The organism is Nocardia sp. 852002-20019_SCH5090214, assembly GCF_001665865.1.
GTDB classification, from domain to species: Bacteria; Actinomycetota; Actinomycetes; order Mycobacteriales; family Mycobacteriaceae; genus Nocardia; species Nocardia nova.
Window position 1 is genome coordinate 1 of the sequence record NZ_LZMK01000196.1, and the last position, 22,169, is coordinate 22,169.

Here is a 22,169-nt window from a genome sequence, read left to right on the forward strand (position 1 = left end):
TGGCGCAAGACCGCCGAGGAAATCCTCGACTCCCTCGCTCGATATATCCAACGGATTTCAGGCGCAGAACACTAGGTCCCTCGCCAAGGGCTCCCCCGACAGACATCGAATCGATCATTGGCACCGCGCTGAGGTTGAGGAATTCCTGGGGGCGAGGATGGTTTCGGCCGTGTTCTTCAAGACTGGAGCGGTTCGCCTGGGGTTCAAGAATGGGTGGATACTGTTCGTCGACGCCGACCGGCAGGATTTCGCTCCTGAGGTCCAGTTCGGAGGTCGAAACGTGTGGAATACCGCGGGAATCGCGGACCGCTCCATCTGCGAAATTCAGCCACTGGATGCGTGGACGGGACAGCCTGTCAATCCACCTCATTGGCCAGGACGGCCGGAGCACCTGAAAGACAACTCCGATTCGGACGATATCAACGATTAATCATCAGGAATCTCCGGCGAACCCCCGTCAGGTTGATCAGCCTGATTTGTTGGCGCGCAACGGGTCCCGTCGCGCGCCTGAGCTGTCACGGAAGTGGGTGGTTCTGGAACAGTTGCCACATGCGGTTGCGCACATCGGCGCCGCGGTCGCCGCTCGGCCAATCATGGCTGCCTGCTTTGTATTTGCGCCAGACGACGTTGGCGCCCTGCTCGCAGGAATACCGGTAGCCTTCCGCTACTTCGGGGCCGGATTCGGTGGCGGCGTCGTTGCTGCAGCCGATGGTGCCGCGCCACTGGAGGTGTGCCGCATAGACCGGGACCTGGGTGAAGTCGTTGTCGGCGGTGAAGAATCCGAAGGACAGTTTGCGGATCGGGACGCCGTCTTCGCAGCCGCCGTGCGAGCCGCCGGCATACATCGCTACCGCGCCCAGTTGTGCTGATGCGGCGCAGGCCATGCGGGAGGTCATTTGGCCGCCGTTGGAGTGGCCGGACATATAGACACGCTTGGTGTCGACGCACCAGTGGCTCTCGATGTCGGCGATGACCTGTTGCAGGAAGTCGACGTCGTGCCGGTTGCCGTTTTCGAAGTACCAGCTGCGGTCGTCGGGGCGGTTGGGGTCGGTGACGTCGTCTTTGCCGCCTTGCGGGTAGGCGACGATGAATTTCTGCTGTGCGGCGAAAGGTGTCCAGCCCGATTGGGTTTCGTGCCTGCTGGGGTTGCTTCCGCCGCCGTGGAGCGCGACCAGCAGTGGCGCGGCGCCGGTCAGGCCGCTGGGAACGCGCAGCAGGTAGGGCTGACCGTTGACGGTGCGAGTCACCGAGGCGGCAGCCAGGGAGCAGGCCGCGGGCGCAGGGTCCGACTCCCCTGGAGCCGACTCGGCCGCGGCGGTCGCGCTCGACATCGCGAGCGCGAATATGGCAGACATGACTGTTACAGCCCGGCATACCGGTCCGGACATGCGTGTGCGATGCAACGAATCCTCCCACCCCACAGGAAAATTGAAATACTTCCATTCAAATCTATCGCCCGGCAGGGTGGGCTCGCTCAGGTTCGACAGCATTTGTGACAGCTCCCGAGCCTCGCCCTCGATGTGTCAGAATTTCCGACCTTCCAGGGCTGTGAACATTTCGGGCCAGCGACCGACTGCTACACCACGGCGCCGACGTCTAAAGGGCCGATCCGATAGCGCTGGCTCACGCGTTGCGAGCGCGCTGACTCCGCGACCGCCGCGGGCAACTGACCTCTTCTGGTACTGATGCACCGGCGGTTATCAGGGCGTACAGCAGCCCGCTGGGTCGCGGCTCCCCCACAGCTCTTCACCCTCGTAAGCAGCCGGTCCGCCTATCTGCGCAAAGTCCCCCGATCACTCCGAAACATGATCACTTCACACTATGCTGGCTCGAACGCTGAAACCTGACGCAGTTGTTCGAGAGGAACACCATGAAACGGCTTGCCGTCCTCGTCGTCGCAGTCGCCGCCTTCGGTATCGCTCCCGCGGGCATCGCCGGCGCAGAAAACGGAATCCCCCTGGAGTACAGCAACACTGACCAGATCACCGCGAACTCACCTGTCGTCCTGCAAACCGGCTCGACCGTGATCGATCTGCTCGCGTACATCGGTGCAGGCTGCATCGGCAGCTGGAGCCCGGCTCCGCCCGCGCACTGCCTTTGATTCCGGATTCCGATGATTCGGATCGACGGCTCATCACGACCTCGATCCCGGCCCGCGGAACCACATCAGCGATACGCCGTCCACCCGCCGATCGACGCCGGTTCGACAGCATCACGCGCCCGACCGCACCGACCTCGCTTCCACCCGCGACACTCTGAGACAATAGGGACGTGAGCACCACCATCAGCCACAAAAGTGGACATCGACTCGGCGACCTGACCGGCGCCGCGACTGGGACAGCGGCGCTCGTCGCCCGGTAATTCGATGTCTGACCAGGAAGTACCGGGATCGCGATCCGCACCGAAGGACACCGGAGCGGGCGCGCCGAAGGTTGTCCAGCTGCCCCGGCGTCCCCGGCGGGTGGCGCAGGACGCTGCCCAGCCTGCCCGTAAGACGTGGCGTTCGGAGGGCAGCCGCGTCAACGATCCGCCGCCGACCAGACCCGTCATGCGATCGGAATTGCAGCGGGAGACCGGGGCATGGCCGGTGAACCCTGCTGCGGCGTGGCACGGCCCCGCGGTGGGCGATTCGAGCCCTGCGGCGGATGACGCCTGCCCCGGCGATCAGGACGCGAGCGTCGTCGACTTGGACGAACTGCGACGGAAACGAGCTGGTGAAGCTGCCCCAGCCGCCGGCATCCGGCGGATCGCCAAACCGCGCCGGATCGGCAAAGGTGCGGCCGATGGCTCCGGCGGCGAGGCCGGCAGTCGCGAGAATACTCAGGATTCTCCGTCGACCGAGGGGTATACCGGCCGACACCGCAAATAGCCCGGCGGCGTGCGGTTCGTCCGGCCGAGATGGCCGCGCCACCAAATTTGTTCCATTTGCCCGTTTTTGGCGCTTTGACTACCCTCAGGCCACCATCAAAGCACGGGGGGACGGTCATGGATCTGCATCAACTCAGGTACGCCGATCCGGGCAGCTGGCAGGCCGCGGCCGATGATCTGCTGGCGGCGGCCAAGGACTGCGAGGAGGCCGTCGCCGAGATCCATGCCAATGGATCGCGGCGGCTCGAGGAATCCTGGACCGACTATCTGGGTGAGCTCGTGCGCGGGCGGATCTCCGATGTCACGGGAAAGTTGGAGGAGATCGGCGTCCTGCTGCGAGGTGCCGTCACCGCGCTGGACACGTTGGAAGATGCGGCTCGGATCGCGCAGGCACAGGCCGGTTCGGCGATCACGGCGGGGACGGTCGCGGGCCTGGAACTCGAGGGCGACGTTCTGGTCGTACCTGCCGGGCATCACGAGCCGGAGACCGCGGCGGATGACTGCCGGCGGTACAACGCGCTGATCAAGGATGCGATCGATGCGGCGGATCGGGCCGACCAGGAAGTCGCCGGCGCGCTGCGCAATCTGAATATCAACGTCGACACCAGCTCGCTCGACGATGCGCTGAAACAGCAGTCCGCGGCAGTGGCCGACGCACTCGACGCCATTCGCGAGACCCTGCCGCAGGGCCAGCCCCCCGATGTGGTGAAGGCGTGGTGGGACTCGCTGGCCGTCGATCTGCGCAAACAACTCATGTTGGCGGTGCCGGTCGAACTTCACGACCTCAACGGAATCCCCGACAGCGTGAAGAAGGAGCTCGAGGGTTCCAACGGCTACAACGCTGTGAAGGCGGTGCAGTTCGCTCGCGACCACGCGAACGATACCTCGATCGACAAATTCCAGAACAACTGCGCGAACTTCGTTTCCACCACCCTCGCGTCGGCCGGCCTCGACTACAAAGGCACCCTGACCACCGATTCGGACGGCTGGAACCGCAGCCGGGCCGCGGGAATCAACTTCGACCCGCCGGGGCCCGGTTCCCTGCAGGGACTGAGCCACAGCGATACCTGGTTCAATGCCGAGAAGCAGAAGAACTTCTTCCTGAACAATGGGGCGGAGGAGGTCGGGACCGGCGGCGCGAAACCCGGTGATCTCGTCTACTGGGAGCACACGCAGAACGTCGGCGACTACAAGCCGGGCGAAGCGCACCACACGGCAGTGGTCACCGCGGTGCTTCCCAACGGCGACATCCTCTACTCCCAGCACACCACCAACGGGAAGGACTTCAGCCTGACCGACCGGATCGGATTCTCGAATCAGGACGGCGGCACACAGAACGTGCGGATCATTCGGCCGAAGGAGACCTGGTAGTTGAAACGCCCCGCGATCGTGGCCGCCGCGATCTTCCTCGCCTGCTTCGCATCTGCCGTTCTCCTACTGGTGGTGGCCGATCACAAACTCGCGGAGCGGACGGACGTTCTTCTCGAATCGCATTGTGCGCGAAGCATTCCCGTTCCGACGGCCGCCACCGCCTCCAGCTGGGCCGCGACAGCCCTCTTGATCTGTGCTGCCGCAGCGGCAGTGGTGTTCATCGTCGCCGCCGCGCGATTCTCCTCGACCTCGAGGAAGGTCCTCGCGATCGTCGTCGCGGCGTCGGCGGTGATCATCAGCGTCGGTTACGCGTTGGTCGTGGGATCCGCGCTGCTGCAATCGAATACCGACGAGCCGATCTCGCCTCGCTACCATCCGTGCGAAGCGTTCTTCTGACAGGGCTTCATCATGACAGACGTTTGTATCGACCCGGCCACCGCGCAACAGGCCGGGGTGGACATCTCCACCAACAGCAATGAATCCCGAACCCGGCTCGAGCAACAATTCGATGAGATCGAACCGGCGCGGCAAGCGAACGAAGGCTGGCAGAGCGGACCGGCGCTCGTCGATTTCGCGTCGGCGCGGAAACAGGACATCCTATCCAGCCTGGCGGAACTCGAGAGCATCGGAAAGAAGATCGTCGAGGTCGTCAGCGCGCGAACCAGCGTCGACGAACGGTATGCGACCAGCCTCGTTCGAATCGGGAAGGCCGTGGACTCCATGTCCGAATAGCAGTGGTCGCGCGATCCTCGGCCCGCTCGGCTCTCACCCCGGCATTGCCGGCTTGTTGTTCAAATTCAGCGGCTCGGTCCGCGGGAATGTCACCGGCAAAGCGGTCAAGGCCCGGTGGAACGGTCCTGGTCGCCAGCTCGGCGCATCCGTCGCGAGCTCGATTTCGGGGAGGGCGTCGAGGAGTTGGTCGATCGCTTCCTGGGCGATCAGATACGCGATCGACTGCGCGGGGCAGGCGTGCGGGCCGATGCCCCAGGCCAGGTGGGATCGATTGCCCGTCATATCGTCGCTGCGAATCACGGGGTCGTTGTTGCAGGCGGCCATGCTGATGACAACCGGCTGATTGGCGGGTAGCCAGACGTCGTCGATCAGCATGGGCTGGCGGGGGTAGGTGATCAGGAGGTTCGCCAGCGGCGGGTCGTTGAACAACACCTCGTCGACCGCGTCGCGGGAGGAGAGATTGCCGCCGAGCACACTGCCGCCGAATCGGTTGTCGGTGAGGACCAGCAGCAACGTGTTGGCGATGAGGTTCAGCTCGAATTCGATTCCGGTGCCGTAGATCTGGGAGACGTGGTGGGAGACCTCGGTGTCGTCGAGGGCGGCCGGGTGTTGTTGCAGTACCGAGGTGATGTCGTTGCTCGGGGTGGCTCGTTTGAGGCGCACCAGACTCATCAGCGCCTCGCCGAGGATGCGGTTGCCCTGTTCGGCGTCGACGCCTTCGAGCAGTTTGGCCGTTCCGGCCGCGACCTGCGCGCCGATCTCCGGCGGGCAACCGAGCATCACGTTCACGAGTTCGAATGCGAGGGGGTAGATGTACTGGGTGATCAGTTCCGCCTTGCCGTCCTGGCAGAAGCTGTTGATCAGGGGAAGCGTGGCCTTCTCGACCGCCGCGCGCAACGAGTGCAGGTCGACGGCGTCGATACCGGCGGTAATGGCCTCACGGTAGCGGTGGAAATCGGCACCGGAACTTCTGCTGGCCATCGGGCGCCATTCCAGCAGCGGAAGGATCGGGCAATCCGAGGGCACGGTCTGCTGCCACACGCGCGGGTCTGCGGGAAAGTGTTCGGGGTCGTTGAGAATTCGCACCGCGGTGCGGTAGCCGATCACCAGCGTCGCGGGCACGCCCGGCGCCAGTTCGACGGGCGCGAGCGAGCCGTATCGGCTGCGCATTTCGCGGTAGACGCGGTGCGGGTCGTCGGAGAAATCCGGGGTGAACAGCGGGACTCGCGGGCCGTCGGAACTCGTCGGAGAGCCGTGGGCAACGGGACACATCGTCGGGCGGGTCGGGAACTGTGACGTAGTCATCAACCACTCCAGTTGTCGTATCGCACGCTGCGTCGAACTGCATGACGCGATGTCGCGCGCGTCGAAGGCTGCGGTAGTCGCACCGGACGACCCTGGCCGGGACGACCATCGGCAGCACGATGATCATTCGTGGTAAAGCGTTGGTGCGTCAGACGCCGAGGGCGCCCAGCGAATCGTTGTCGTCGATGGCCGTGGTGATGCGCCGTAACAGGGTCAGGCAGGTTTCGTTCGACTGCATCTTGGGCTGATAACTCGCACGCCCGATGGTGAAAGCCCATGCGGCGTAGGCGAACAGCGACTGCTGCCGGTAGAGCAACCAGGCGTCCTCGAAGGCCGGGGGCTTGCCGCCGGCCTCTCCCAGTTCGTCCAGGTAGGCCGCCAGCAGGTCCCTGTCCCATAGTCGGCGGTCTTCCGGCTCGCATCCGGAATTGACGGTGTACGCGAAATCGTGTGCCCATCCGCCCCGCATCACGACCTGCCAGTCCACGAAACCCATGCGGCCGGCGCTCGTGCGGTAGGTCTGCCCGATGTGGGGATCGCCGTGCAGCAGTGTCGGCGGAACCTCTTCGGTCGCGATGGTGACCGCCCGCTCGACGCCGGCCCACAGCCGTTCGCTGCTGCCGTGCAGGGCGGGCGGAACAACCTCCTCCGCGCGGCGCAGGCCCACTTCGCACCGCTTCTTCATATCGATCGCGGACAGATACACGTCGAGCATGTACGCCGGGGTGTTGAGGACGTCGATCGCCTCGGATTCCCAGAAGGTGCCGTGCAGGCGGGCGAGATTGCGGACCAGATCCTCGGCTTGCTCGCGGGTGATCGAGGCGGTGGGTTCGCTGAAGACGGCGCCGCGAGTCGCGGCGATGTCCTCCATCAGGGCGATCGACCGCCACGAGGCCGGGTCGGACGCGCCCCAGTATCCGATCGGCGCCTCGATGTCGACGGCGGGGCGGAAGTCGCGGAAGAACCGGGTTTCCCCGTCGATCATCTTTCCGCCGCCCAGCAGGATCCGCTGGCTGAAACTGGTGGTGGTCTTGGCGAACAAGCGGGTCGGCAACTGCGCCCGGGTCCCCACATCGTTGTATTCGACCGTGATCGCCACCCTCGTCGAGGTGCCGCTGCTGCCGTTGGACGTCTCGAAGCCCGACACCTCGGCCCCGGGAACATCGCGGCACAGCACCGCGGTCAGCCATTCGGGGGTGATCTTGTCACCGGAGATCGGCACGTCGGCGAGGGAGCGCAATCTGGGTCCGTGAATCTTCTCGCCCAGCATCCGGGTTCCGACGGTGACAGAACGACCGAGCAACCAGAGCTTGTGATTCACGCACGTATCTCGATTCCACTGTAAGACAACGATTATCCGAGCGATCCGACGCCTCCACCGATCGCGGCGCCAGAGGCACAGTACCTTACATCAGTCGAAAGCGTTGTAAGACAATGAATTACCGAAGCCGTCATTACTCATCAGTACATACGGACGAGTCGGGTTTGAGATGCGGCTCCTCTCCCGCGACGGAGCGCACGCCAGGAAGCGATCATGCGGAGCCGGAGTTGCCGGCGCCGACCTGATCGGATTCGGATTTCCGGTCGCCTGCCACCCCGAGCAGAGTTGCGAAGAGGAGGGGCGCGAGTGTCTGATAACCGATCCAGAGTTCGCCGGCCGCCCTGTTCCCCTGCCATGCCAGCAGCAGCGCGATGAGGGTGACAACCGTCCAGCCGGTGTCGTAGCCGATCATGAGCCGCATAATTGTGCTCATCGGGCGGCTGCGCAGGTATGCGAATTCACCGGCGCCTGCGATGAGCAGGGCTGCGGCGCAGGCGATCATGAGCCAGGTGGCGACACCGAGTCGATGACTCAGCGATTCGGCGCCGATGATGTAGACGGCGGCGAGCACTATTTTGACGGTGCCGTCGGCAACGACTCCCAGGGCATGCCCGGTGACGGGCGTAAACGACGTGCGGATCATTGGTTCCTCTCCGAATACAGCACCGGCGACGACATTCGGCCTCAGGAGACCGGCTCGATGCGAAAGACGGCGCAGCGGCTCGCCGCGCCCGCGAAGCTGTCGGGCGAGCCGGATTCGACCAGACCATTCCTGACGAAAGCTTGTGCACCCCTGGGATTTTGCACAGGAAACGCACGCAGCACCGGTTGGCGCTGCGGTTCGGGCACTTCGATCAGATTCACGACCCGGGATTTCCGGCCGCGAGCGAGCACACCGCGTCCTGCCGCGCGGGCATTCTCGACCCATTCGGCGTTCGGATAGGCCTGCACGAGGTACCGGTCGCCGTCGAGCTGTATCGGGGCGACGGGCGTGGTCCGGGGAATTCCCGTCGAACGACCCGCAACGGTGAGCAGGTGGATGGGGCCGAACGGCAGGCCGATGCGATGGGCGGTGACGACGATGCGATTGCGGAAGTCGCGTCGCGAGGGCGACCGATGCGGATTGTCCTTCCGGCCGATGCTCTCGTCGGTCGCGGTGAATCCGACCACCGCGACGATCACCAGAACGAATGCGGCTATGGCGCAACCGGTTCGGGTGAAATGGAACAGTTCCCAGCGTCGCAGGATATCGGCGTAATTCGCCGGCGGGGTGCCTACCGCCCACCGTTTGATCTCCTGATTGATCGGCACGTTCCCGTATCGCGTCACCAGGAAGGAGAGCAACACCAGCACCGTCGCGCTCGCGGCGATCCGACGCTGCCCTCCCCGCGATCGCACCGCGAGCACCAAGGTACCGAGCACCGCCAGCGCCATCAGCGATTGCATAGCCGGGCCGTTGACTCGCATGAGCGCGACATGGAACGTGAACCGAACATCAAGGGGCACTTCACGAAACGCGTACAGCACATTGACGGCGCCGTAGCCGAACGCTCCGGCCAGCAGACCGGGGAACAGGAGTGCGGCTCCCCGGACGGATTTCGACAGCATCGAGACTCCCATCTGAATATCGCAACATCGAGTTGCGATATCGTCAGGATGCCCGCCCGTCCGCGATATCGCAACTAGGAGTTGCAATGAGTTCGTCCGCGCCTCTGGGACGTGGACCGAAGGTCCGCGCCGCCGTGCTCGCCGCCACCGTCGACGAGCTGAGCGAACGCGGATACGCCGCGTTCACGATCGACAACGTCGCCCAGCGCACCGGAGTGCACAAGACCACCGTCTACCGGCGATGGCCCGACCGCGACAGCCTGATCGCCGAGGCGCTGGCCGAGAGTGTCGCGGCGGAAATTCCCATTCCCGATACCGGTTCGGTCGACGAGGATCTCCGCGCGCTGGCGCGCAGCCTCGTCGCCTGGGCCGACAGCGCCTCCGGGCGAGCCATTCTGGCCGTGCTGGTGTCCACCGCCGCGGGCCTGCCCGCACCCCCGAACTCGGCACGCCATGTCTTCCGCGATCGGATTCGGCAAACGCTGCCGGTGGTGACGCGCGCGATCGCTCGTGGGGAGCTACCCGAAGGCACCGATCCGGCGGAGATGATCAAAACGCTGGTGGCGCCGATCTACTTCCGCGTTCTGATCACCGGAGAGCGGGTGGACGACGGCACCGCGGACGCCGCCGCGAAGGTGGCTCTGACGGCCGCGCGTGCCGCGCTGTTCACCTGAACGGGCGAGTGGGTCGCGCCCCGCTCACTCGTCGATGGTCCCCGGCATCGTCTTGTCGCGCGCGGATGTCGTAATGCCCCATGCGGCGAGCCGCAGATGGTGCTCGCCGTTGTGCCAGTGCGTGATCGAGGCGTTCGGCACCGGCGGCATATCAGCCGGTGACGTCGCACCCACACCGGCCAGGACGTGTGCTGCGGTGACGACGATCGCGTCGTGGGCGACGATCAGAATCCGCTCGGCGGTGGTTCGGTCGAGTTCGGTGAGCAGATCGCGCATCCGCAGCGCGACATCTGCCGGCGATTCCCCACCCGGCGGCCGATAGAACCATTCGCCGAGGCGGGCGCGGCGCTCGAACTCCTGCGGCGCTCGGCGTCGAATGGCTTGCGGCGGAAAGAGTTCGAAGATTCCCATCTCGCGGTCACGGCAGCGTTCGTCGGTCACCATGGGTAAGGCGCCGGCGCCTTCGGCAGTGCGCGCCATCGCCGCCCAGGTCTGTTGCGCGCGCAGATACGGTGAGCACACCACCAGCTGCGGCGCTCGCTCCGGGTCCAGCCCGGCCAGCCACCGCCCCAGCCCGGCGGCTTGCTCGTACCCCGTGGGCGAGAGCTCGACATCGCAGTCGCTGCCGGGGAAGGGCTCGTCGGCGCCGGCGCTGAACGCGGCATTGGCTCGGCTTTCGCCGTGACGGATGATCCAGAGGTCGCGCAGGCGATACTGCGGCGGGATCCCGGCCGAGCGGTCTCCCGGAGCCGCACTCGTCGGGTCCGGACCCCTTGCCGTCATCCGATCCTCCCTGTTTCGGTCCCCTACTTCGACCAGGATGCGCGTGCTCGGCGCGCCGAGTTCGATGGTTCTACACGAGCCGTTTCAGCGGGTTGCTCCGATCGAGAAGACGATCTCGATCAAACGGGTGAAGCGGGCGGTCAGGTCGGCGGCCGATTCTTCGGGATGTGCTCGCGCCCAGGCCATTACCGCGTCGACTGCGGCGGTCCAGATGCCGGCGAGGGCTTCGATATCGCGTTCGTCGGTGTCGCCCAGGGCGTCGAGGAACCGGCGTACGCCCGAGTCGGCGTGTGCGGCGATCCGGTGGCGGTAGCCGTGTACCAGGTCCGCCACCGCACCGGTCGGCGGTGCGGTCGGGTCGTGGATGATCCGCCAGGCGGTGCGGTCTGGGCCGAGGGTGTCGAAGAGGCCGCGCAAGGCGTTGCCTGGCATCGCGAAAGGTGCTGTGGCGGGGTCCATTTCGTCGTCGAGGCGCTCCAGGAGCGGGTCGGCCAGCGCGGTCAGGCACTCCGCGTAGAGCTGTTCCTTCGAGGTGAAGTGCTGGTAGACCAGGGCCTTGGAGATGCCCGCGCGCCCGGCGATGGACACCATCGACACCGCGGCGAATCCGCGTTCGGCGAACTCCCGCATGGCGGCGATCAGGATCTCCTCGCGACGGTCCTGCGCGGGCATGCCCTTGGTTCCGAGTCCGGCGGCCGTTGACATGCGCCCGAACTTACCCTACGGTCACTTTCAATGAAGTGACCGTAGGGTCATATAATCGTTCCGGAGAGTGCCTGCGATGACCCTGTGGGAACAGATCAACCAGCCGGTGACCTACGCGGTTCCGTTCTTCGTGCTCGCGATGGTCCTGGAGATCGCCGCCCTGCGCGGTCACGCCGAGGACCGCGCCGGCTACGACGTGATCGACGCGCGGACCAGCCTGACCATGGGCTTCGTCTCACTCTTCGTCAGCGGTGCCGCGAAATTCGCCGCACTCATCGGCTATGCCGTGCTGTACGTGCACGCCCCCTGGCACGTCGACCCGCGCAACCCGCTGTCGTGGGTGGCAGTCATGCTCGCGGTGGATCTGCTCTGGTACGCCTATCACCGCCTCGCGCATCGAGTCCGGGTGGTCTGGGCGGCGCATCAGGTGCACCACAACAGCCGGTACTTCAACTACGCGACCGCACTGCGCCAGAAGTGGAATCCGTGGTTCGAACTGTTGGCCTGGGTTCCGCTGCCGCTCCTGGGTGTGCCGCCGTGGATGATCTTCACGGCCTGGTCGTTCAACCTCGTCTACCAGTTCTGGGTGCACACCGAGACCATCGGAAAACTCCCTCGCTCGTTCGAATTCGTCTTCAACACCCCCTCCCATCACCGCGTGCACCATGCCAGCGATCGGGAGTATCTGGACCGTAATTACGGTGGCATCCTGATTCTGTGGGACCGCATGTTCGGCACCTTCCGCGCGGAGACCTTCCGCCCCACCTACGGACTCACGAAGAACATCGACAGCTCGAACGTCCTCACGCTCCAGTACTACGAATTCGGCGCCTTGTGGCGGGATCTGCGCTCCACCAAGCGAATTCGCGAATGGGCCGGATATTTGTTCGGGCCGCCCGGATGGGAACCTGGCACCGCACGCACGGGCGAGATCGGCGATCGAATTCCCGAAGCCTGACCGCATCGGCATCGTATTCCGGGCGACAACCATCTGCCCGAGCCCGGCCGGCAGCCGCGTCGATGACGCTCCTGTTACAAATCGGCTCTTGCCACGGCAGCCGAATGTTAACGGCGGGAGAGAAATCCCAGCACGTTGATTACGCGGCAGGGCATCCGCCTTCCGAAATTCCACGTATTCGGATGCCGGGTGCGTCGAGACATGTTGCCGCACAACAGATTATCAGCGCTGAATCACGATCGTAGACGGTGAAGACCCGGCAACGTCGTATTACTCCGGATGTGACCATCACGAAACACCTGGGGCGTGAACTGAACCCATCGGTGAATCACCTCGATTCCTCACCGGTCCTCGTCACATCCCCAGGAGACAAGCATGTCCGCACCCACCGAAACCACCTCCGAGATCGACAAGGCGATCGAGGAGAACATCGCGAAATCGCTGTCCGAGATTCCGCATCCGGCGCTGCCGAAAGGCACCAATATCTATGGCGCCACCAAAATCTTTCCCGACTATCAGGCCGAGGCCGGGGAAACATACTTCACCCTGGTGCACGGGATCGCGCACGAGTCGTCGGTGAGTTTCGTGGCCGTCCTGCAGGCGACTCGGGCGCTGCGCAAGGGGTTCGAGTCGGCGATCTACTTCTATGGGCCGGGTGCGATCAACTGCATCGCCAACCGCGGATTCCCGACCACCGGGGACAGCGGTTTTCCGGGTGAGCAGAACATCAACGACGCGCTGTCGACCTTCATCAAGGAGGGCGGCAAGGTATTCGCCTGCCGCTTCGGTCTGGCTCTGCACGGGGCCCGCGAGGAGGACCTGATCGAGGGGGTCATTCCCGCGCATCCGCTGGATGTGCAGGATGCGCTGATCTACTACGCACGCAAGGGCGCGATCATCAACTCCACCTATCAGGTGTAGGCGGCCGGCATGACCGAGGTATCCACGCGAGTAGACCTGGCGCTACTCGGTATTCGCGTCGACCTGCCGGTGCAGCGCCGGTCCGGAGCCGGGCCCAGCGACGACGGTCATGTGTCGTTCGGGGGTGCCGGCGCTGCCATTCCCATCCGATCCGACAGCCCCTACACGCTGAGCGGGGATCGTCTGCTGCGCGACGGCACCGATCTCGGCGTCACCGTCGAGCCGGTGCGGCGGCCCAGGTTCTACGACCTGCGCACCGCCGAGGGCATCGACTACGAGCAGATCGCGAGGCTGCACGGCACGGATGTGCTCGCGACGACGGTGGTGCAGACGTGCATCCGATACGGCGAGGACCAACGTTGCCGATTCTGCGCGATCGAGGCGTCGCTGGCGGCGGGCACGACCGTCGCGGTCAAGCGGCCCGAGCAACTTGCCGAGGTAGCGGCCGCCGCGGTCCGGCTCGACGGGGTGCGGCAGATGGTGATGACCACCGGCACCACCGCCGGAAAGGACCGTGGCGCACGGCATCTCGCGCGCTGTGTGCGGGCGGTGAAGCGGGCCGTGCCGCAGCTGCCGATTCAGGTGCAGTGTGAGCCGCCCGGGGATCTGTCGGTCCTCGCGGAGCTGCGGGCGGCGGGAGCGGAATCCATCGGCATTCATGTCGAATCGCTCGACGATCGGGTCCGTGCGCGCTGGATGCCGGGCAAATCGACGGTGCCGCTCGCGGATTACCGGGCGGCGTGGACCGAGGCGGTGCGGGTGTTCGGGCGCAACCAGGTGTCGACCTATCTCCTGGTAGGGCTCGGCGAGGATCCCGACGAACTGGTCGGTGGGGCACGGGAATTGATCGCGATGGGTGTGTACCCCTTCATCGTTCCCTTCCGGCCGCTCGCCGGAACCCTCGCCGTCGACGTCGACAACGCGAGCGCACCCTCACCGGCGCTGCTCGAGGACGTAACGCGAAGGGTCGCAACCGAACTGCGGCGCGCTGGGATGCGCGGCGCCGATCAGGCGGCCGGGTGCGCGGCATGCGGCGCGTGCAGTGTGCTGCGCACCGCGGGAGGCTGAGATGACGACGATCGACACGCCGCGCTGGTGGCTCGACGGATCTGTGGCATCCGGCAGGCCGTCTCCCGATTACTGTGTGCTGTCCGGGCATCCGAACCCGAAGGAACCGCCCGGCGGCTTCCTGATTCGCCCGGCGGATTCCCGGCAGCTGGCCGCCTATCGAACGCTGCGGCGCGAGAGCTTCGTGGTCGAACAGGGCCTGTTCCAGGGTAGCGATGCCGACGATATCGACGATCATCCGCGCACCGTCGTGCTGGTCGCACTGGCGTCGGACGGCACTGTGCTGGGTGGTGTGCGCCTGGCGCCCGCCACCGCCGAGGATCTCGGCTGGTGGGCCGGCAGCCGGCTGGTCGTGGACTGTGGCCGCCGCACGCGCGGGGTGGGCAATGCCCTCGTACGCGCGGCCTGCGCCTACGCGGAGAGCAACAACGTGCTGCGCTTCGAGGCGACGGTGCAGCACCGATACGCCGCGCTGTTCACCCACCTCGGCTGGATTCCGCTGGGAGACACCACGTTCGGCGGCGCACCGCACGTTCGCGTGCGCTGGCCCATCGACCGCATCGACCGGCTCACGCGCTCGACCAAGGCGATGCTGGGCCCGCTGCTGACCACCCTCGGGAATGATCCATCTACCCTGGGCGGCAGACACTTTCGCGGCGATGACGGTGCGCCGGTGCCGGGCAGCGATCTCGTCGCCGCATGTGACGCCATCATCGCCTCGATGGTCGAACGCGATCCGGAATGGGCGGGCTGGTGCGCGGCCCTGGTGAATCTCAACGATCTGTCCGCGATGGGCGCCGAACCCGTGGGGTTGCTCGACGCGGTCGCGGCACCCACCCGTTCGCTGCTCACCCGCATCCTGCGCGGCCTGGCGCGGGCCGCCGACACTTGGGGTGTGCCCGTATTGGGCGGGCATACCCAGATCGGCCCGGCCGCACTGGCAGTGACCGCATTGGGTCGCACCGCCCGGCCCGTTCCCGGTGGCGGGGGCCGGGCAGGCCACGAACTTCGGCTCACCGCGGATCTCGGTGGCCGCTGGCGCGCCGGATATACGGGGCAGCAATGGGATTCGTCTTCCTACCGCACCGGAGACGAGCTGCGGGCGCTGGGCCGGTTCGTCGCCGACACCGCGCCGGCGGCCGCGAAGGATGTCAGCATGGCCGGGATCGCCGGTACGGCGGGCATGCTGGCCGAAGCATCGGGTGTCGGCGCGGTGCTCGACGTGGCCCGGATGCCGCGTCCGGCGAATACCGCGCCGGCCGAATGGATCACCTGCTTCCCCGGCTTCGCCATGCTCACCGCCGACCGCCCCGGATCCGCGACCGGCCCCACCGGACCCGCCACCTCCGCGGTATGCGGCGTCCTCACCTCCGAACCCGGCGTGCGTTTGCGCTGGCCGGACGGAACCACCACCACAGCGGTGCCCGGCACCGTGACCGGATTGGGTATCTCATGACCGAATTGACCATCTCCGTGGCCGCCGCCGAATTCGGCCGCGATATGGAGGCCTGCTACGACACCATCTCGGCACTGATCGGGCAGGCTCGTGCTCGCGGTAGCCGGCTGCTGGTCCTGCCCGAGGCATGTCTCGGCGGCTATCTGCCCAGTCTGGGCGGCGGCGCCGAGAACGACGAGGCCCGGCAACGCCGGTTGCGCAGCCTGCCGCCCGCCCTCGCCCTGGACGGGCCCGAGTTGGCGCGGATCGCCGCCATGGCGGGGGATCTCGTCGTCACCCTCGGCTTCTGCGAGGCCGACGGCGAGCTGCGCTACAACGCCGCGGTGACGCTGTCCGGCGACGGCATCCTCGGCTCCTACCGCAAAGTGCATCAGCCGCTGGGCGAAAACCTCTGTTACGCCGCCGGTTCGGAGTATCACGCCTTCGACACGCCGATCGGGCGGATGGGGATGCAGATCTGCTACGACAAGGCCTTCCCCGAGGCCGCGCGCGCCCTGGCGTTGGACGGCGCGGAGATAATCACCTCGCTCTCGGCGTGGCCGACCGCCCGCACCGCCACCGCCGAACGCCTCGAGGACGACCGCTGGACCCAGCGCTTCGACATCTTCGACCGCGCCCGGGCCGTCGAGAACCAGGTGGTGTGGATCGCTTCCAACCAGGCCGGCACCTTCGGCTCGCTGCGGTTCGTGTGCAGCGCCAAGATCGTCGGGCCGGGCGGCGACATACTCGCCACCACCGGCACCGCGCCGGGACTGGCGACCGCCACGGTCGATGTCGGCCGGGTACTCGGGCTGGCCCGCGGCGGCGGCATGTACAACCTGCGGGACCGGCGGCCGGAAGTCTACGACAGCGTGGTCGCGCGCCACGGCGTCGTCGGACAGCCGTCGCTGCCGGAGGAATTGGCGGCCGCACATGCCTGAGATGACCCCGCCGTCCGCACCCGCCGCGACTCCCGGAGGAAAACCGTGACTCCGCAACCCTTTTCGATCGAACACCACGAGGTGGTGGTGATCGGCGCCGGGCAGGCTGGGCTGTCCATCAGCTGGTATCTGACCGGGCGCGGGATCGATCATCTCGTGCTCGAACGCGACACCATCGCGCACGAATGGCGCGACAACCGCTGGGACAATTTCACGCTCGTCACTCCCAATTGGCAGTGCGTGCTGCCCGGATACGGTTACACCGGCCCGCAGCCGCACGGTTTCATGACCCGTGACGAGGTCTATGCCTGGGTGCGCGGTTACGCCGACACCTTCGATCCGCCGGTGCGCGAAGAGGTGGCCGTCACCGCGGTGACCGTGGCCGCGGGCGGCGGGTTCGATATCGAAACGACCGGTGGGCCGGTGCATTCCGATCAGGTCGTGGTCGCCGTCGGCGGATATCACATCCCGACCGTGCCGCGCTTCGCCGAACGGCTGCCCGGCTCGATCCGGCAGGTGCACTCCGCCGAATACCACAGTGCCGCAGATCTTCCCGAGGGAGCCGTTCTCGTCGTCGGCACCGGACAGTCCGGTGCCCAGATCGCGGAGGACCTGCACCTGGCCGGTCGCGAAGTCCATCTGGCGGTGGGCAGCGCGCCTAGAGTGGCCCGCTTCTACCGTGGACGCGACTGTGTGGCATGGCTGCAGGATATGGGCCACTACGACATTCCCATCGAAGATCAGCCCGGCGGGCTGGGCAAGCGCGAGAACACCAACCACTACGTGACCGGCCGCGACGGCGGGCGCGATATCGACCTGCGCCGCTTCGCCCTCGAGGGGATGCAGCTCTACGGGCGGATGACCGATATCTCTAGCGGCACAGCGCGTTTCGACCCGTCGCTGGAATCCTCGCTCGACGCCGCGGATGCCGTTGCCGAGAGCATCAAGGATTCCATCGACGACTACATCGATCGTGCGGGTATCGACGCGCCCACCGAACCGCGCTACCGGCCGGTGTGGCGTCCCGAGCACGAAGTGACCGAAATCGACCTGACCGCAAGCGGAATCACGTCGGTGGTGTGGTCGGTCGGTTTCCGGACCGACTACCGGTGGCTGCGCGTCGGGGTATTCGACGGCGAGGGCCATCCCTGCCACAATCGCGGTGTCACCTCCGTCGAGGGCCTGTACTTCCTCGGCCTGCCCTGGCTGCACACGTGGGGATCGGGCCGGTTCGCCGCCGTCGCCCGCGATGCCGAATATCTCGCGGATCGGATCACTGTCACCGCCCGCGCGACCGCCGCCGCCTGAACCGGATTCTCATGGCCGTCACCCGGATCGCCGCCGTCGCCGCTCATTTCGGCACCGGCATCGCCCGCGCCCTCGACAAGATCACCGGCATCGTCGACCGGCTCGCCGCCGACGGCGTCGACCTGCTCGTGCTGCCCGACGCGACGCTCGGCGGCTATATCGGCGACCTCCGCAACCCGGATCCCGCCACCGGGCCGGAGGCCATCGATCCCGAGGGTCCGGAGATCCGCCTGCTGTGCCGGCTGGCCGGGGCCATGACCATCTGCGTCGGCTATGCCGAACACTGTGACGGCACGCGCTACAACGCGGCGGTCTGTCTGACCGGCGACGGCGTACTCGGCCGCCATCGCAAGGTCCACCAGCCCGCCGGTGAACACCTGGCCTATTCCGCCGGGGATCGCTTCTGCGCCTTCGACACCCCGGTCGGCCGCCTCGGCATGCTGATCGACTACGACAAGACCTTCCCCGAATCCGCGCGCACCCTGGCCCTCGACGGTGCGCGCACGATCGCGGCGCTGTCCGCGTGGCCGGCCAGTGTCACCGACCGCGCCTCCCGGATGCCCAACGACCGCCAATCGCGTCTGTTCGATCTCTACGACCAGGCTCGCGCGGCCGAGAATCAGGTCGTGCTCGCGTCCTCCAATCAGACCGGCATCACCGGATCGCTGCGGTTCCTCGGCCAGGCCAAGGTGGTGGGCCCGGGTGGCGACATCCTGGCCAAGACCTGGTCCAAGGGCGGCCTCGCGGTGGCCGATATCGACGTCGACGCGGAGGTGGAGCGGGCGCGCCGGGTGCTGCGGCATCTCGCGGAACGCCGCGTCGACGCCTACCACAATCTGATGACCGGTAAAGGCGGTTACTGATGCGCATCGCACTGCTCACCTACTCGACCAAGCCGCGAGGCGGGGTGGTCCACACACTGAATCTCGCCGAGGCGCTCGCGCGTCTCGGTGCGGAGGTCACGGTGTGGACGTTGGGCCGGGGCGGCGACGCGGGATTCTTCCGCCCGGTGGATCCAACTGTGACGGTACGTGTGGTGCCCTTCGAAGCCATCGACGGCGAAGCGGTCGGGACGCGAATTCTGCGTTCCATCAGTGTTTTACGCGCCGCGTTCACTCCCGTGGACTACGACATCGTCCATGCCCAGGACTGCATCAGCGCCAACGCAGTCGGCCGATGCGTTCGCACCATCCATCACCTCGATACCTTCACCACACCCGAACTGGCCCGCTGCCACGACCGTGCCATCACCGACCCCTATGCGCATATCTGCGTCTCCGCCGCGGTCGCCGCGGAGGTTCACGCCGGCTGGAATCTGCGCCCCGTCGTGATCCCCAACGGCGTCGAGTACGACCGATTCGACTCCGCCGCAAGCGATTCGGTCACCGCATCGACCGCCCGTCGCAGCTGGCAGCGATGCCTCGGTCCCTACATTCTGGCGCTGGGTGGCATCGAACCTCGCAAGGGCAGTATCGATCTGCTGGAGGCTTTCGCGCTGCTCCGCCGCGACCACGCCCAGCTGCGCCTCGTCTTCGCGGGCGGTGAAACCCTCTTCGACTACCGCGAGTACCGGGCTCGATTCGACGCGCGCGCAACCGAACTGGGCATCCGGCCCGTCATCCTCGGCACGGTCGCCCACGACGCGCTGCCCGCACTCGTCGCCGGAGCCGCGCTGGTTCCGTTCTTCTCCACCAAGGAGGGGTTCGGACTGGCGGCCATGGAGGCCTTGGCCGCAGGGGTTCCGGTGGTCGCTCGCGAGCTTCCGGTGCTTCGGGAGGTCTTCGGCGACGCGATCTCCTACGCCACCGATCCGACCGGAATGGCGGCGACGATGGCACAGAACCTGCGGCGCGACACGGCGCGCATCGACCGTGGCAGGGCACTCGCACACCGATATGATTGGGAGACAGCGGCTCTCGCGCACATGGAGTTCTACCGGGCCCATCTCCGAAGTCCGCGGGTTCGAGCGGATTCCGATGCCATCGCGCCCGAGCCGACCGCGGAACCCTTCGCCCGGCAGGGTTGATCGGACCGGGGTGTCGCTCGGGCGGACTCAGCCCAGCGCTGCGCTCGCCGCCCGCAATTCGTCCAACGCCGAGAGAACATGCCGCGCCAGTTCGTCCGAGGCGTCCCGCTCCCCGTCGGTCCATTCGGCGAACCCGCGTTTGAAGGCGAGAACTCCCAGCTCACTGGCGAGGGCCGCGGTCGGATCCGGTACACCGCGCGCGATGAGCGCCTCGGTCATCGCGGCGGCCAGCCCGACGCTCTTGAGGGCGTCGCGCTCCTGTAGTTCGGCGCTGGCGGCGACGGCCGCCTTCAGACGGGGTGCGAGCTCGCGGTTCATGGGACCCATTGCCGCCGAGGCGCGTTCGAGGCCGGCGGCGACCGCCTCGAGGGGTGTGGCACGTTCGGGCGCTTCGGCGATGCCCTCGGCCAGTAGCCGGCTCAGCGTCTCCTGGCCGGCCACGAGCAGTTCACGCTTGTCCGGGAAGTGCCGGAAGAAGGTGCTTTTCGTGACACCGGCGCGTTCGGCGATCTGCGCGACCGTCGTCGCGTCGTATCCCTGCTCGGTGAACAGGTCGACCGCGGCGACGACAAGGCGTTCTCGTGCGCCCGGTTCCCATCGACCCATGGGTTCATCATAAGTGATGGGACAAGAGTCCCGTCACCGTGGTAGCGTGACGGGACAAAGGTCCCATCACTGGAGGAGTTATCCATGCGCGTCTTCGTCACCGGCGGCACCGGACTGATCGGTTCCGCGGTGGTCGCCGAACTGCTCGGCAACGGCCACACCGTGCTCGCACTCGCCCGCTCCGACGCGTCCGCTGCCGCCGCCGAGGCCGCCGGCGCCGAAGCACTGCGCGGCGGCCTCGCCGACCTCGACGTCCTGCGGGCCGGTGCCGCTCAGGCCGACGGAGTGATCCACCTGGCGTTCGGCAACGACTTCAGCAGCGCCGATGCCCTCGCCGCCACCGTCGCCGAGGAAAGTGCGGCCCTGGCGACGATGGGCGAGGAACTCGTCGGCAGCGACCGCCCCTTCGTCACGGTCTCCGGGACGCCCAGCGTGGCGGGCCGGGCATCCACCGAGACCGATCCCGTATCGACCGACGGGCCCGTGGGTGGCCGCGGGCGGGCGGTCACGGCCGTTCTGGATTTAGCCGCGCGCGGGGTCCGGAGCACGGCCGTGCGGATGCCGCGCACGGTGCACAACCAGGGCACCGGCGGATTCGCCGGCCTGCTGACCAACATCGCCCGCCGGACCGGGGTCTCCGGCTACCCGGGCGACGGCACCCAGCGCTGGCCGGCCGTCCACGCACTCGACGCGGCACTCCTGTTCCGCCTCGCCCTGGAACGGGCGGAACCCGGTACCGCCTGGCACGCCGTCGCCGACGAGGGCGACCGAGTGCGAGACATCGCGGAGGTCATCGGGCGGCAGCTGAACCTGCCCGTCGAGTCCGTTCCCGCGGATACCTACGGCCCGCTCGGCCCGATCTTCGCGGCCGACCAGCCCTCGTCCAGCACGCACACCCGTGAGGTGCTCGGCTGGGAGCCGACGCACCCCGGCCTGCTGGAGGACCTGACGAATATCCGCCCGTGATCGGTTGCGGGCGTGGCGACGGTGTCGGTTACCGTGCCAGGGTGAACGCCCGCATGCGCCCGCTCGGTGTGGTCGTGATGGGAGTTTCCGGCACCGGGAAATCGACGGTCGGTCGTCTCCTGGCCGACCGGCTCGGTATTCCGTTCGCGGATGCGGACGATCTCCACTCGGCCGCCAATATCGCGAAGATGTCCGCCGGGATTCCGCTGACGGATGAGGATCGCGCGCCCTGGCTCGCCGCGGTCGGGGGGTGGTTGCGCGAGCGGATGGCCGAGCAGACCGGCGGTGTGATCGCGTGCTCGGCGCTGCGGCGGCGGTATCGCGATATCGTGCGGGCCGCCGCGACCGAGGTGATCTTCTTGCATTTGATCGCCGATCGCGACGAATTGGTGGCTCGAATGTCTCGCCGCCGGGGCCATTACATGCCTGTGTCCCTTGTCGATTCGCAATTGCGCACGCTCGAGCCGCTGGACGCCGACGAACGCGGAGCCGTGCTTCACACCGATCGGACTCCGGAGGTTCTCGCGGACGAGGCCGCCGCGCTGGTGCGGTCGATGTCTCGGTGATCGGGAG

Annotated in this window: 24 protein-coding genes; 16 read left to right on the forward strand and 8 right to left on the reverse strand. The window is 66.7% G+C overall.

What is annotated here, in order from left to right; translation table 11 throughout:
- The coding region (locus A5780_RS41885; RefSeq protein WP_231982975.1) for a hypothetical protein at positions 1-430 on the forward strand (430 nt) is incomplete at its 5' end.
- A gap of 85 nt (positions 431-515) precedes the next feature.
- On the opposite strand, the gene A5780_RS16090 is transcribed toward A5780_RS41885, so the two are convergent.
- The gene (locus tag A5780_RS16090) at positions 516-1,490 is read right to left on the reverse strand and encodes a PHB depolymerase family esterase (RefSeq protein ID WP_082976505.1); all 975 of its coding nucleotides are present in this window, start codon (positions 1,488-1,490) and stop codon (positions 516-518) included.
- 380 nt (positions 1,491-1,870) lie between these two features.
- Between A5780_RS16090 and A5780_RS16095 the strand changes: the two genes are divergently transcribed.
- From A5780_RS16095 to A5780_RS16115, 4 genes are all read left to right on the forward strand, one after another.
- Positions 1,871-2,101 (forward strand): hypothetical protein, encoded by a 231-nt coding sequence (locus A5780_RS16095; RefSeq protein ID WP_064908845.1) that lies wholly within the window; start codon positions 1,871-1,873, stop codon positions 2,099-2,101.
- 884 nt (positions 2,102-2,985) lie between these two features.
- Entirely contained in the window at positions 2,986-4,239 is a 1,254-nt protein-coding gene (locus tag A5780_RS16105) for an amidase domain-containing protein (RefSeq protein WP_064908846.1), read from the forward strand.
- The gene (locus A5780_RS16110; protein ID WP_064908847.1) at positions 4,240-4,635 is read left to right on the forward strand and encodes a hypothetical protein; all 396 of its coding nucleotides are present in this window, start codon (positions 4,240-4,242) and stop codon (positions 4,633-4,635) included.
- 57 nt (positions 4,636-4,692) lie between these two features.
- Positions 4,693-4,971: a hypothetical protein gene (locus A5780_RS16115; RefSeq protein ID WP_030515283.1), complete on the forward strand. Its 279-nt coding sequence runs from the start codon at positions 4,693-4,695 to the stop codon at positions 4,969-4,971.
- Between the two features lie 33 nt (positions 4,972-5,004).
- Here the strand turns inward: A5780_RS16115 and A5780_RS16120 are convergent, their stop codons facing one another.
- The 4 genes from A5780_RS16120 to A5780_RS41890 all read right to left on the reverse strand — a co-directional run bounded on the left by A5780_RS16120 (position 5,005) and on the right by A5780_RS41890 (position 9,205).
- A complete protein-coding gene (locus A5780_RS16120) occupies positions 5,005-6,276 on the reverse strand; it encodes a cytochrome P450 (protein WP_063017816.1) in 1,272 nt (423 codons plus the stop codon).
- Between the two features lie 148 nt (positions 6,277-6,424).
- Positions 6,425-7,597 (reverse strand): aminoglycoside phosphotransferase family protein, encoded by a 1,173-nt coding sequence (locus A5780_RS16125; RefSeq protein ID WP_063017814.1) that lies wholly within the window; start codon positions 7,595-7,597, stop codon positions 6,425-6,427.
- Between the two features lie 211 nt (positions 7,598-7,808).
- Complete coding sequence (locus A5780_RS16130) at positions 7,809-8,240, reverse strand: hypothetical protein (RefSeq protein WP_064908848.1); 432 nt, start codon at positions 8,238-8,240, stop codon at positions 7,809-7,811.
- A gap of 41 nt (positions 8,241-8,281) precedes the next feature.
- Positions 8,282-9,205 carry a nitroreductase/quinone reductase family protein gene (locus tag A5780_RS41890; RefSeq protein ID WP_231982976.1) on the reverse strand — a complete coding sequence of 308 codons (924 nt, stop codon included), beginning with the start codon at positions 9,203-9,205 and terminating at the stop codon, positions 8,282-8,284.
- Positions 9,206-9,291: 86 nt separating this feature from the next.
- On the opposite strand from A5780_RS41890, the gene A5780_RS16140 reads away from it, so the two are divergent.
- Positions 9,292-9,879: a TetR/AcrR family transcriptional regulator gene (locus A5780_RS16140; protein ID WP_063017810.1), complete on the forward strand. Its 588-nt coding sequence runs from the start codon at positions 9,292-9,294 to the stop codon at positions 9,877-9,879.
- Between the two features lie 24 nt (positions 9,880-9,903).
- On the opposite strand, the gene A5780_RS16145 is transcribed toward A5780_RS16140, so the two are convergent.
- Both A5780_RS16145 and A5780_RS16150 read right to left on the reverse strand, forming a co-directional pair.
- Complete coding sequence (locus tag A5780_RS16145) at positions 9,904-10,662, reverse strand: histidine phosphatase family protein (RefSeq protein ID WP_197521765.1); 759 nt, start codon at positions 10,660-10,662, stop codon at positions 9,904-9,906.
- Positions 10,663-10,746: 84 nt separating this feature from the next.
- A complete protein-coding gene (locus A5780_RS16150; protein ID WP_063017808.1) occupies positions 10,747-11,367 on the reverse strand; it encodes a TetR/AcrR family transcriptional regulator in 621 nt (206 codons plus the stop codon).
- A gap of 76 nt (positions 11,368-11,443) precedes the next feature.
- On the opposite strand from A5780_RS16150, the gene A5780_RS16155 reads away from it, so the two are divergent.
- From A5780_RS16155 to A5780_RS16190, 8 genes are all read left to right on the forward strand, one after another.
- Complete coding sequence (locus A5780_RS16155; RefSeq protein WP_063017806.1) at positions 11,444-12,325, forward strand: sterol desaturase family protein; 882 nt, start codon at positions 11,444-11,446, stop codon at positions 12,323-12,325.
- A 375-nt stretch (positions 12,326-12,700) separates the two neighbouring features.
- Complete coding sequence (locus A5780_RS16160; RefSeq protein ID WP_030515292.1) at positions 12,701-13,246, forward strand: MSMEG_0572/Sll0783 family nitrogen starvation response protein; 546 nt, start codon at positions 12,701-12,703, stop codon at positions 13,244-13,246.
- Positions 13,247-13,255: 9 nt separating this feature from the next.
- Positions 13,256-14,314, forward strand: a complete 1,059-nt coding sequence (locus A5780_RS16165; RefSeq protein WP_064908849.1) for an MSMEG_0568 family radical SAM protein — start codon at positions 13,256-13,258, stop codon at positions 14,312-14,314.
- A gap of 1 nt (position 14,315) precedes the next feature.
- Entirely contained in the window at positions 14,316-15,770 is a 1,455-nt protein-coding gene (locus A5780_RS16170) for an MSMEG_0567/sll0787 family protein (RefSeq protein ID WP_064908850.1), read from the forward strand.
- Positions 15,767-16,690, forward strand: a complete 924-nt coding sequence (locus A5780_RS16175; RefSeq protein WP_064908851.1) for a carbon-nitrogen hydrolase family protein — start codon at positions 15,767-15,769, stop codon at positions 16,688-16,690. Before A5780_RS16170 ends, A5780_RS16175 begins: the two co-directional genes overlap by 4 nt.
- Positions 16,691-16,735: 45 nt before the next feature.
- On the forward strand, positions 16,736-17,998 hold the full coding sequence (locus tag A5780_RS16180; protein ID WP_231982977.1) for an MSMEG_0569 family flavin-dependent oxidoreductase: 1,263 nt from the start codon (positions 16,736-16,738) through the stop codon (positions 17,996-17,998).
- A gap of 11 nt (positions 17,999-18,009) precedes the next feature.
- Positions 18,010-18,861 (forward strand): carbon-nitrogen hydrolase family protein, encoded by an 852-nt coding sequence (locus A5780_RS16185; protein WP_063017797.1) that lies wholly within the window; start codon positions 18,010-18,012, stop codon positions 18,859-18,861.
- Positions 18,861-20,024, forward strand: a complete 1,164-nt coding sequence (locus tag A5780_RS16190) for an MSMEG_0565 family glycosyltransferase (protein ID WP_082976507.1) — start codon at positions 18,861-18,863, stop codon at positions 20,022-20,024. Before A5780_RS16185 ends, A5780_RS16190 begins: the two co-directional genes overlap by 1 nt.
- Before the next feature lie 27 nt (positions 20,025-20,051).
- On the opposite strand, the gene A5780_RS16195 is transcribed toward A5780_RS16190, so the two are convergent.
- The gene (locus A5780_RS16195; protein WP_063017795.1) at positions 20,052-20,630 is read right to left on the reverse strand and encodes a TetR/AcrR family transcriptional regulator; all 579 of its coding nucleotides are present in this window, start codon (positions 20,628-20,630) and stop codon (positions 20,052-20,054) included.
- An 84-nt stretch (positions 20,631-20,714) separates the two neighbouring features.
- On the opposite strand from A5780_RS16195, the gene A5780_RS16200 reads away from it, so the two are divergent.
- On the forward strand, positions 20,715-21,596 hold the full coding sequence (locus A5780_RS16200; RefSeq protein ID WP_063017793.1) for an SDR family oxidoreductase: 882 nt from the start codon (positions 20,715-20,717) through the stop codon (positions 21,594-21,596).
- A 53-nt stretch (positions 21,597-21,649) separates the two neighbouring features.
- Positions 21,650-22,162, forward strand: a complete 513-nt coding sequence (locus A5780_RS16205) for a gluconokinase (RefSeq protein WP_064908852.1) — start codon at positions 21,650-21,652, stop codon at positions 22,160-22,162.
- The last annotated feature ends 7 nt before the right edge of the window (positions 22,163-22,169 follow it).

Coding starts and splice junctions, on each gene's coding strand:
- A5780_RS16190 (WP_082976507.1), top strand. CDS start 18,861: ATGCGCATCGCACTGCTCACCTACTCGACCAAGCCGCGAGGCGGGGTG.
- A5780_RS16165 (WP_064908849.1), top strand. CDS start 13,256: ATGACCGAGGTATCCACGCGAGTAGACCTGGCGCTACTCGGTATTCGC.
- A5780_RS16150 (WP_063017808.1), bottom strand. CDS start 11,367: ATGTCAACGGCCGCCGGACTCGGAACCAAGGGCATGCCCGCGCAGGAC.
- A5780_RS16145 (WP_197521765.1), bottom strand. CDS start 10,662: ATGACGGCAAGGGGTCCGGACCCGACGAGTGCGGCTCCGGGAGACCGC.
- A5780_RS16120 (WP_063017816.1), bottom strand. CDS start 6,276: ATGACTACGTCACAGTTCCCGACCCGCCCGACGATGTGTCCCGTTGCC.
- A5780_RS16105 (WP_064908846.1), top strand. CDS start 2,986: ATGGATCTGCATCAACTCAGGTACGCCGATCCGGGCAGCTGGCAGGCC.
- A5780_RS16175 (WP_064908851.1), top strand. CDS start 15,767: ATGACCGAATTGACCATCTCCGTGGCCGCCGCCGAATTCGGCCGCGAT.
- A5780_RS16200 (WP_063017793.1), top strand. CDS start 20,715: ATGCGCGTCTTCGTCACCGGCGGCACCGGACTGATCGGTTCCGCGGTG.
- A5780_RS16185 (WP_063017797.1), top strand. CDS start 18,010: ATGGCCGTCACCCGGATCGCCGCCGTCGCCGCTCATTTCGGCACCGGC.
- A5780_RS16140 (WP_063017810.1), top strand. CDS start 9,292: ATGAGTTCGTCCGCGCCTCTGGGACGTGGACCGAAGGTCCGCGCCGCC.
- A5780_RS16170 (WP_064908850.1), top strand. CDS start 14,316: ATGACGACGATCGACACGCCGCGCTGGTGGCTCGACGGATCTGTGGCA.
- A5780_RS16155 (WP_063017806.1), top strand. CDS start 11,444: ATGACCCTGTGGGAACAGATCAACCAGCCGGTGACCTACGCGGTTCCG.
- A5780_RS16195 (WP_063017795.1), bottom strand. CDS start 20,630: ATGGGTCGATGGGAACCGGGCGCACGAGAACGCCTTGTCGTCGCCGCG.
- A5780_RS41890 (WP_231982976.1), bottom strand. CDS start 9,205: ATGCTGTCGAAATCCGTCCGGGGAGCCGCACTCCTGTTCCCCGGTCTG.
- A5780_RS16090 (WP_082976505.1), bottom strand. CDS start 1,490: ATGCTGTCGAACCTGAGCGAGCCCACCCTGCCGGGCGATAGATTTGAA.
- A5780_RS16095 (WP_064908845.1), top strand. CDS start 1,871: ATGAAACGGCTTGCCGTCCTCGTCGTCGCAGTCGCCGCCTTCGGTATC.
- A5780_RS16130 (WP_064908848.1), bottom strand. CDS start 8,240: ATGATCCGCACGTCGTTTACGCCCGTCACCGGGCATGCCCTGGGAGTC.
- A5780_RS16205 (WP_064908852.1), top strand. CDS start 21,650: ATGCGCCCGCTCGGTGTGGTCGTGATGGGAGTTTCCGGCACCGGGAAA.
- A5780_RS16160 (WP_030515292.1), top strand. CDS start 12,701: ATGTCCGCACCCACCGAAACCACCTCCGAGATCGACAAGGCGATCGAG.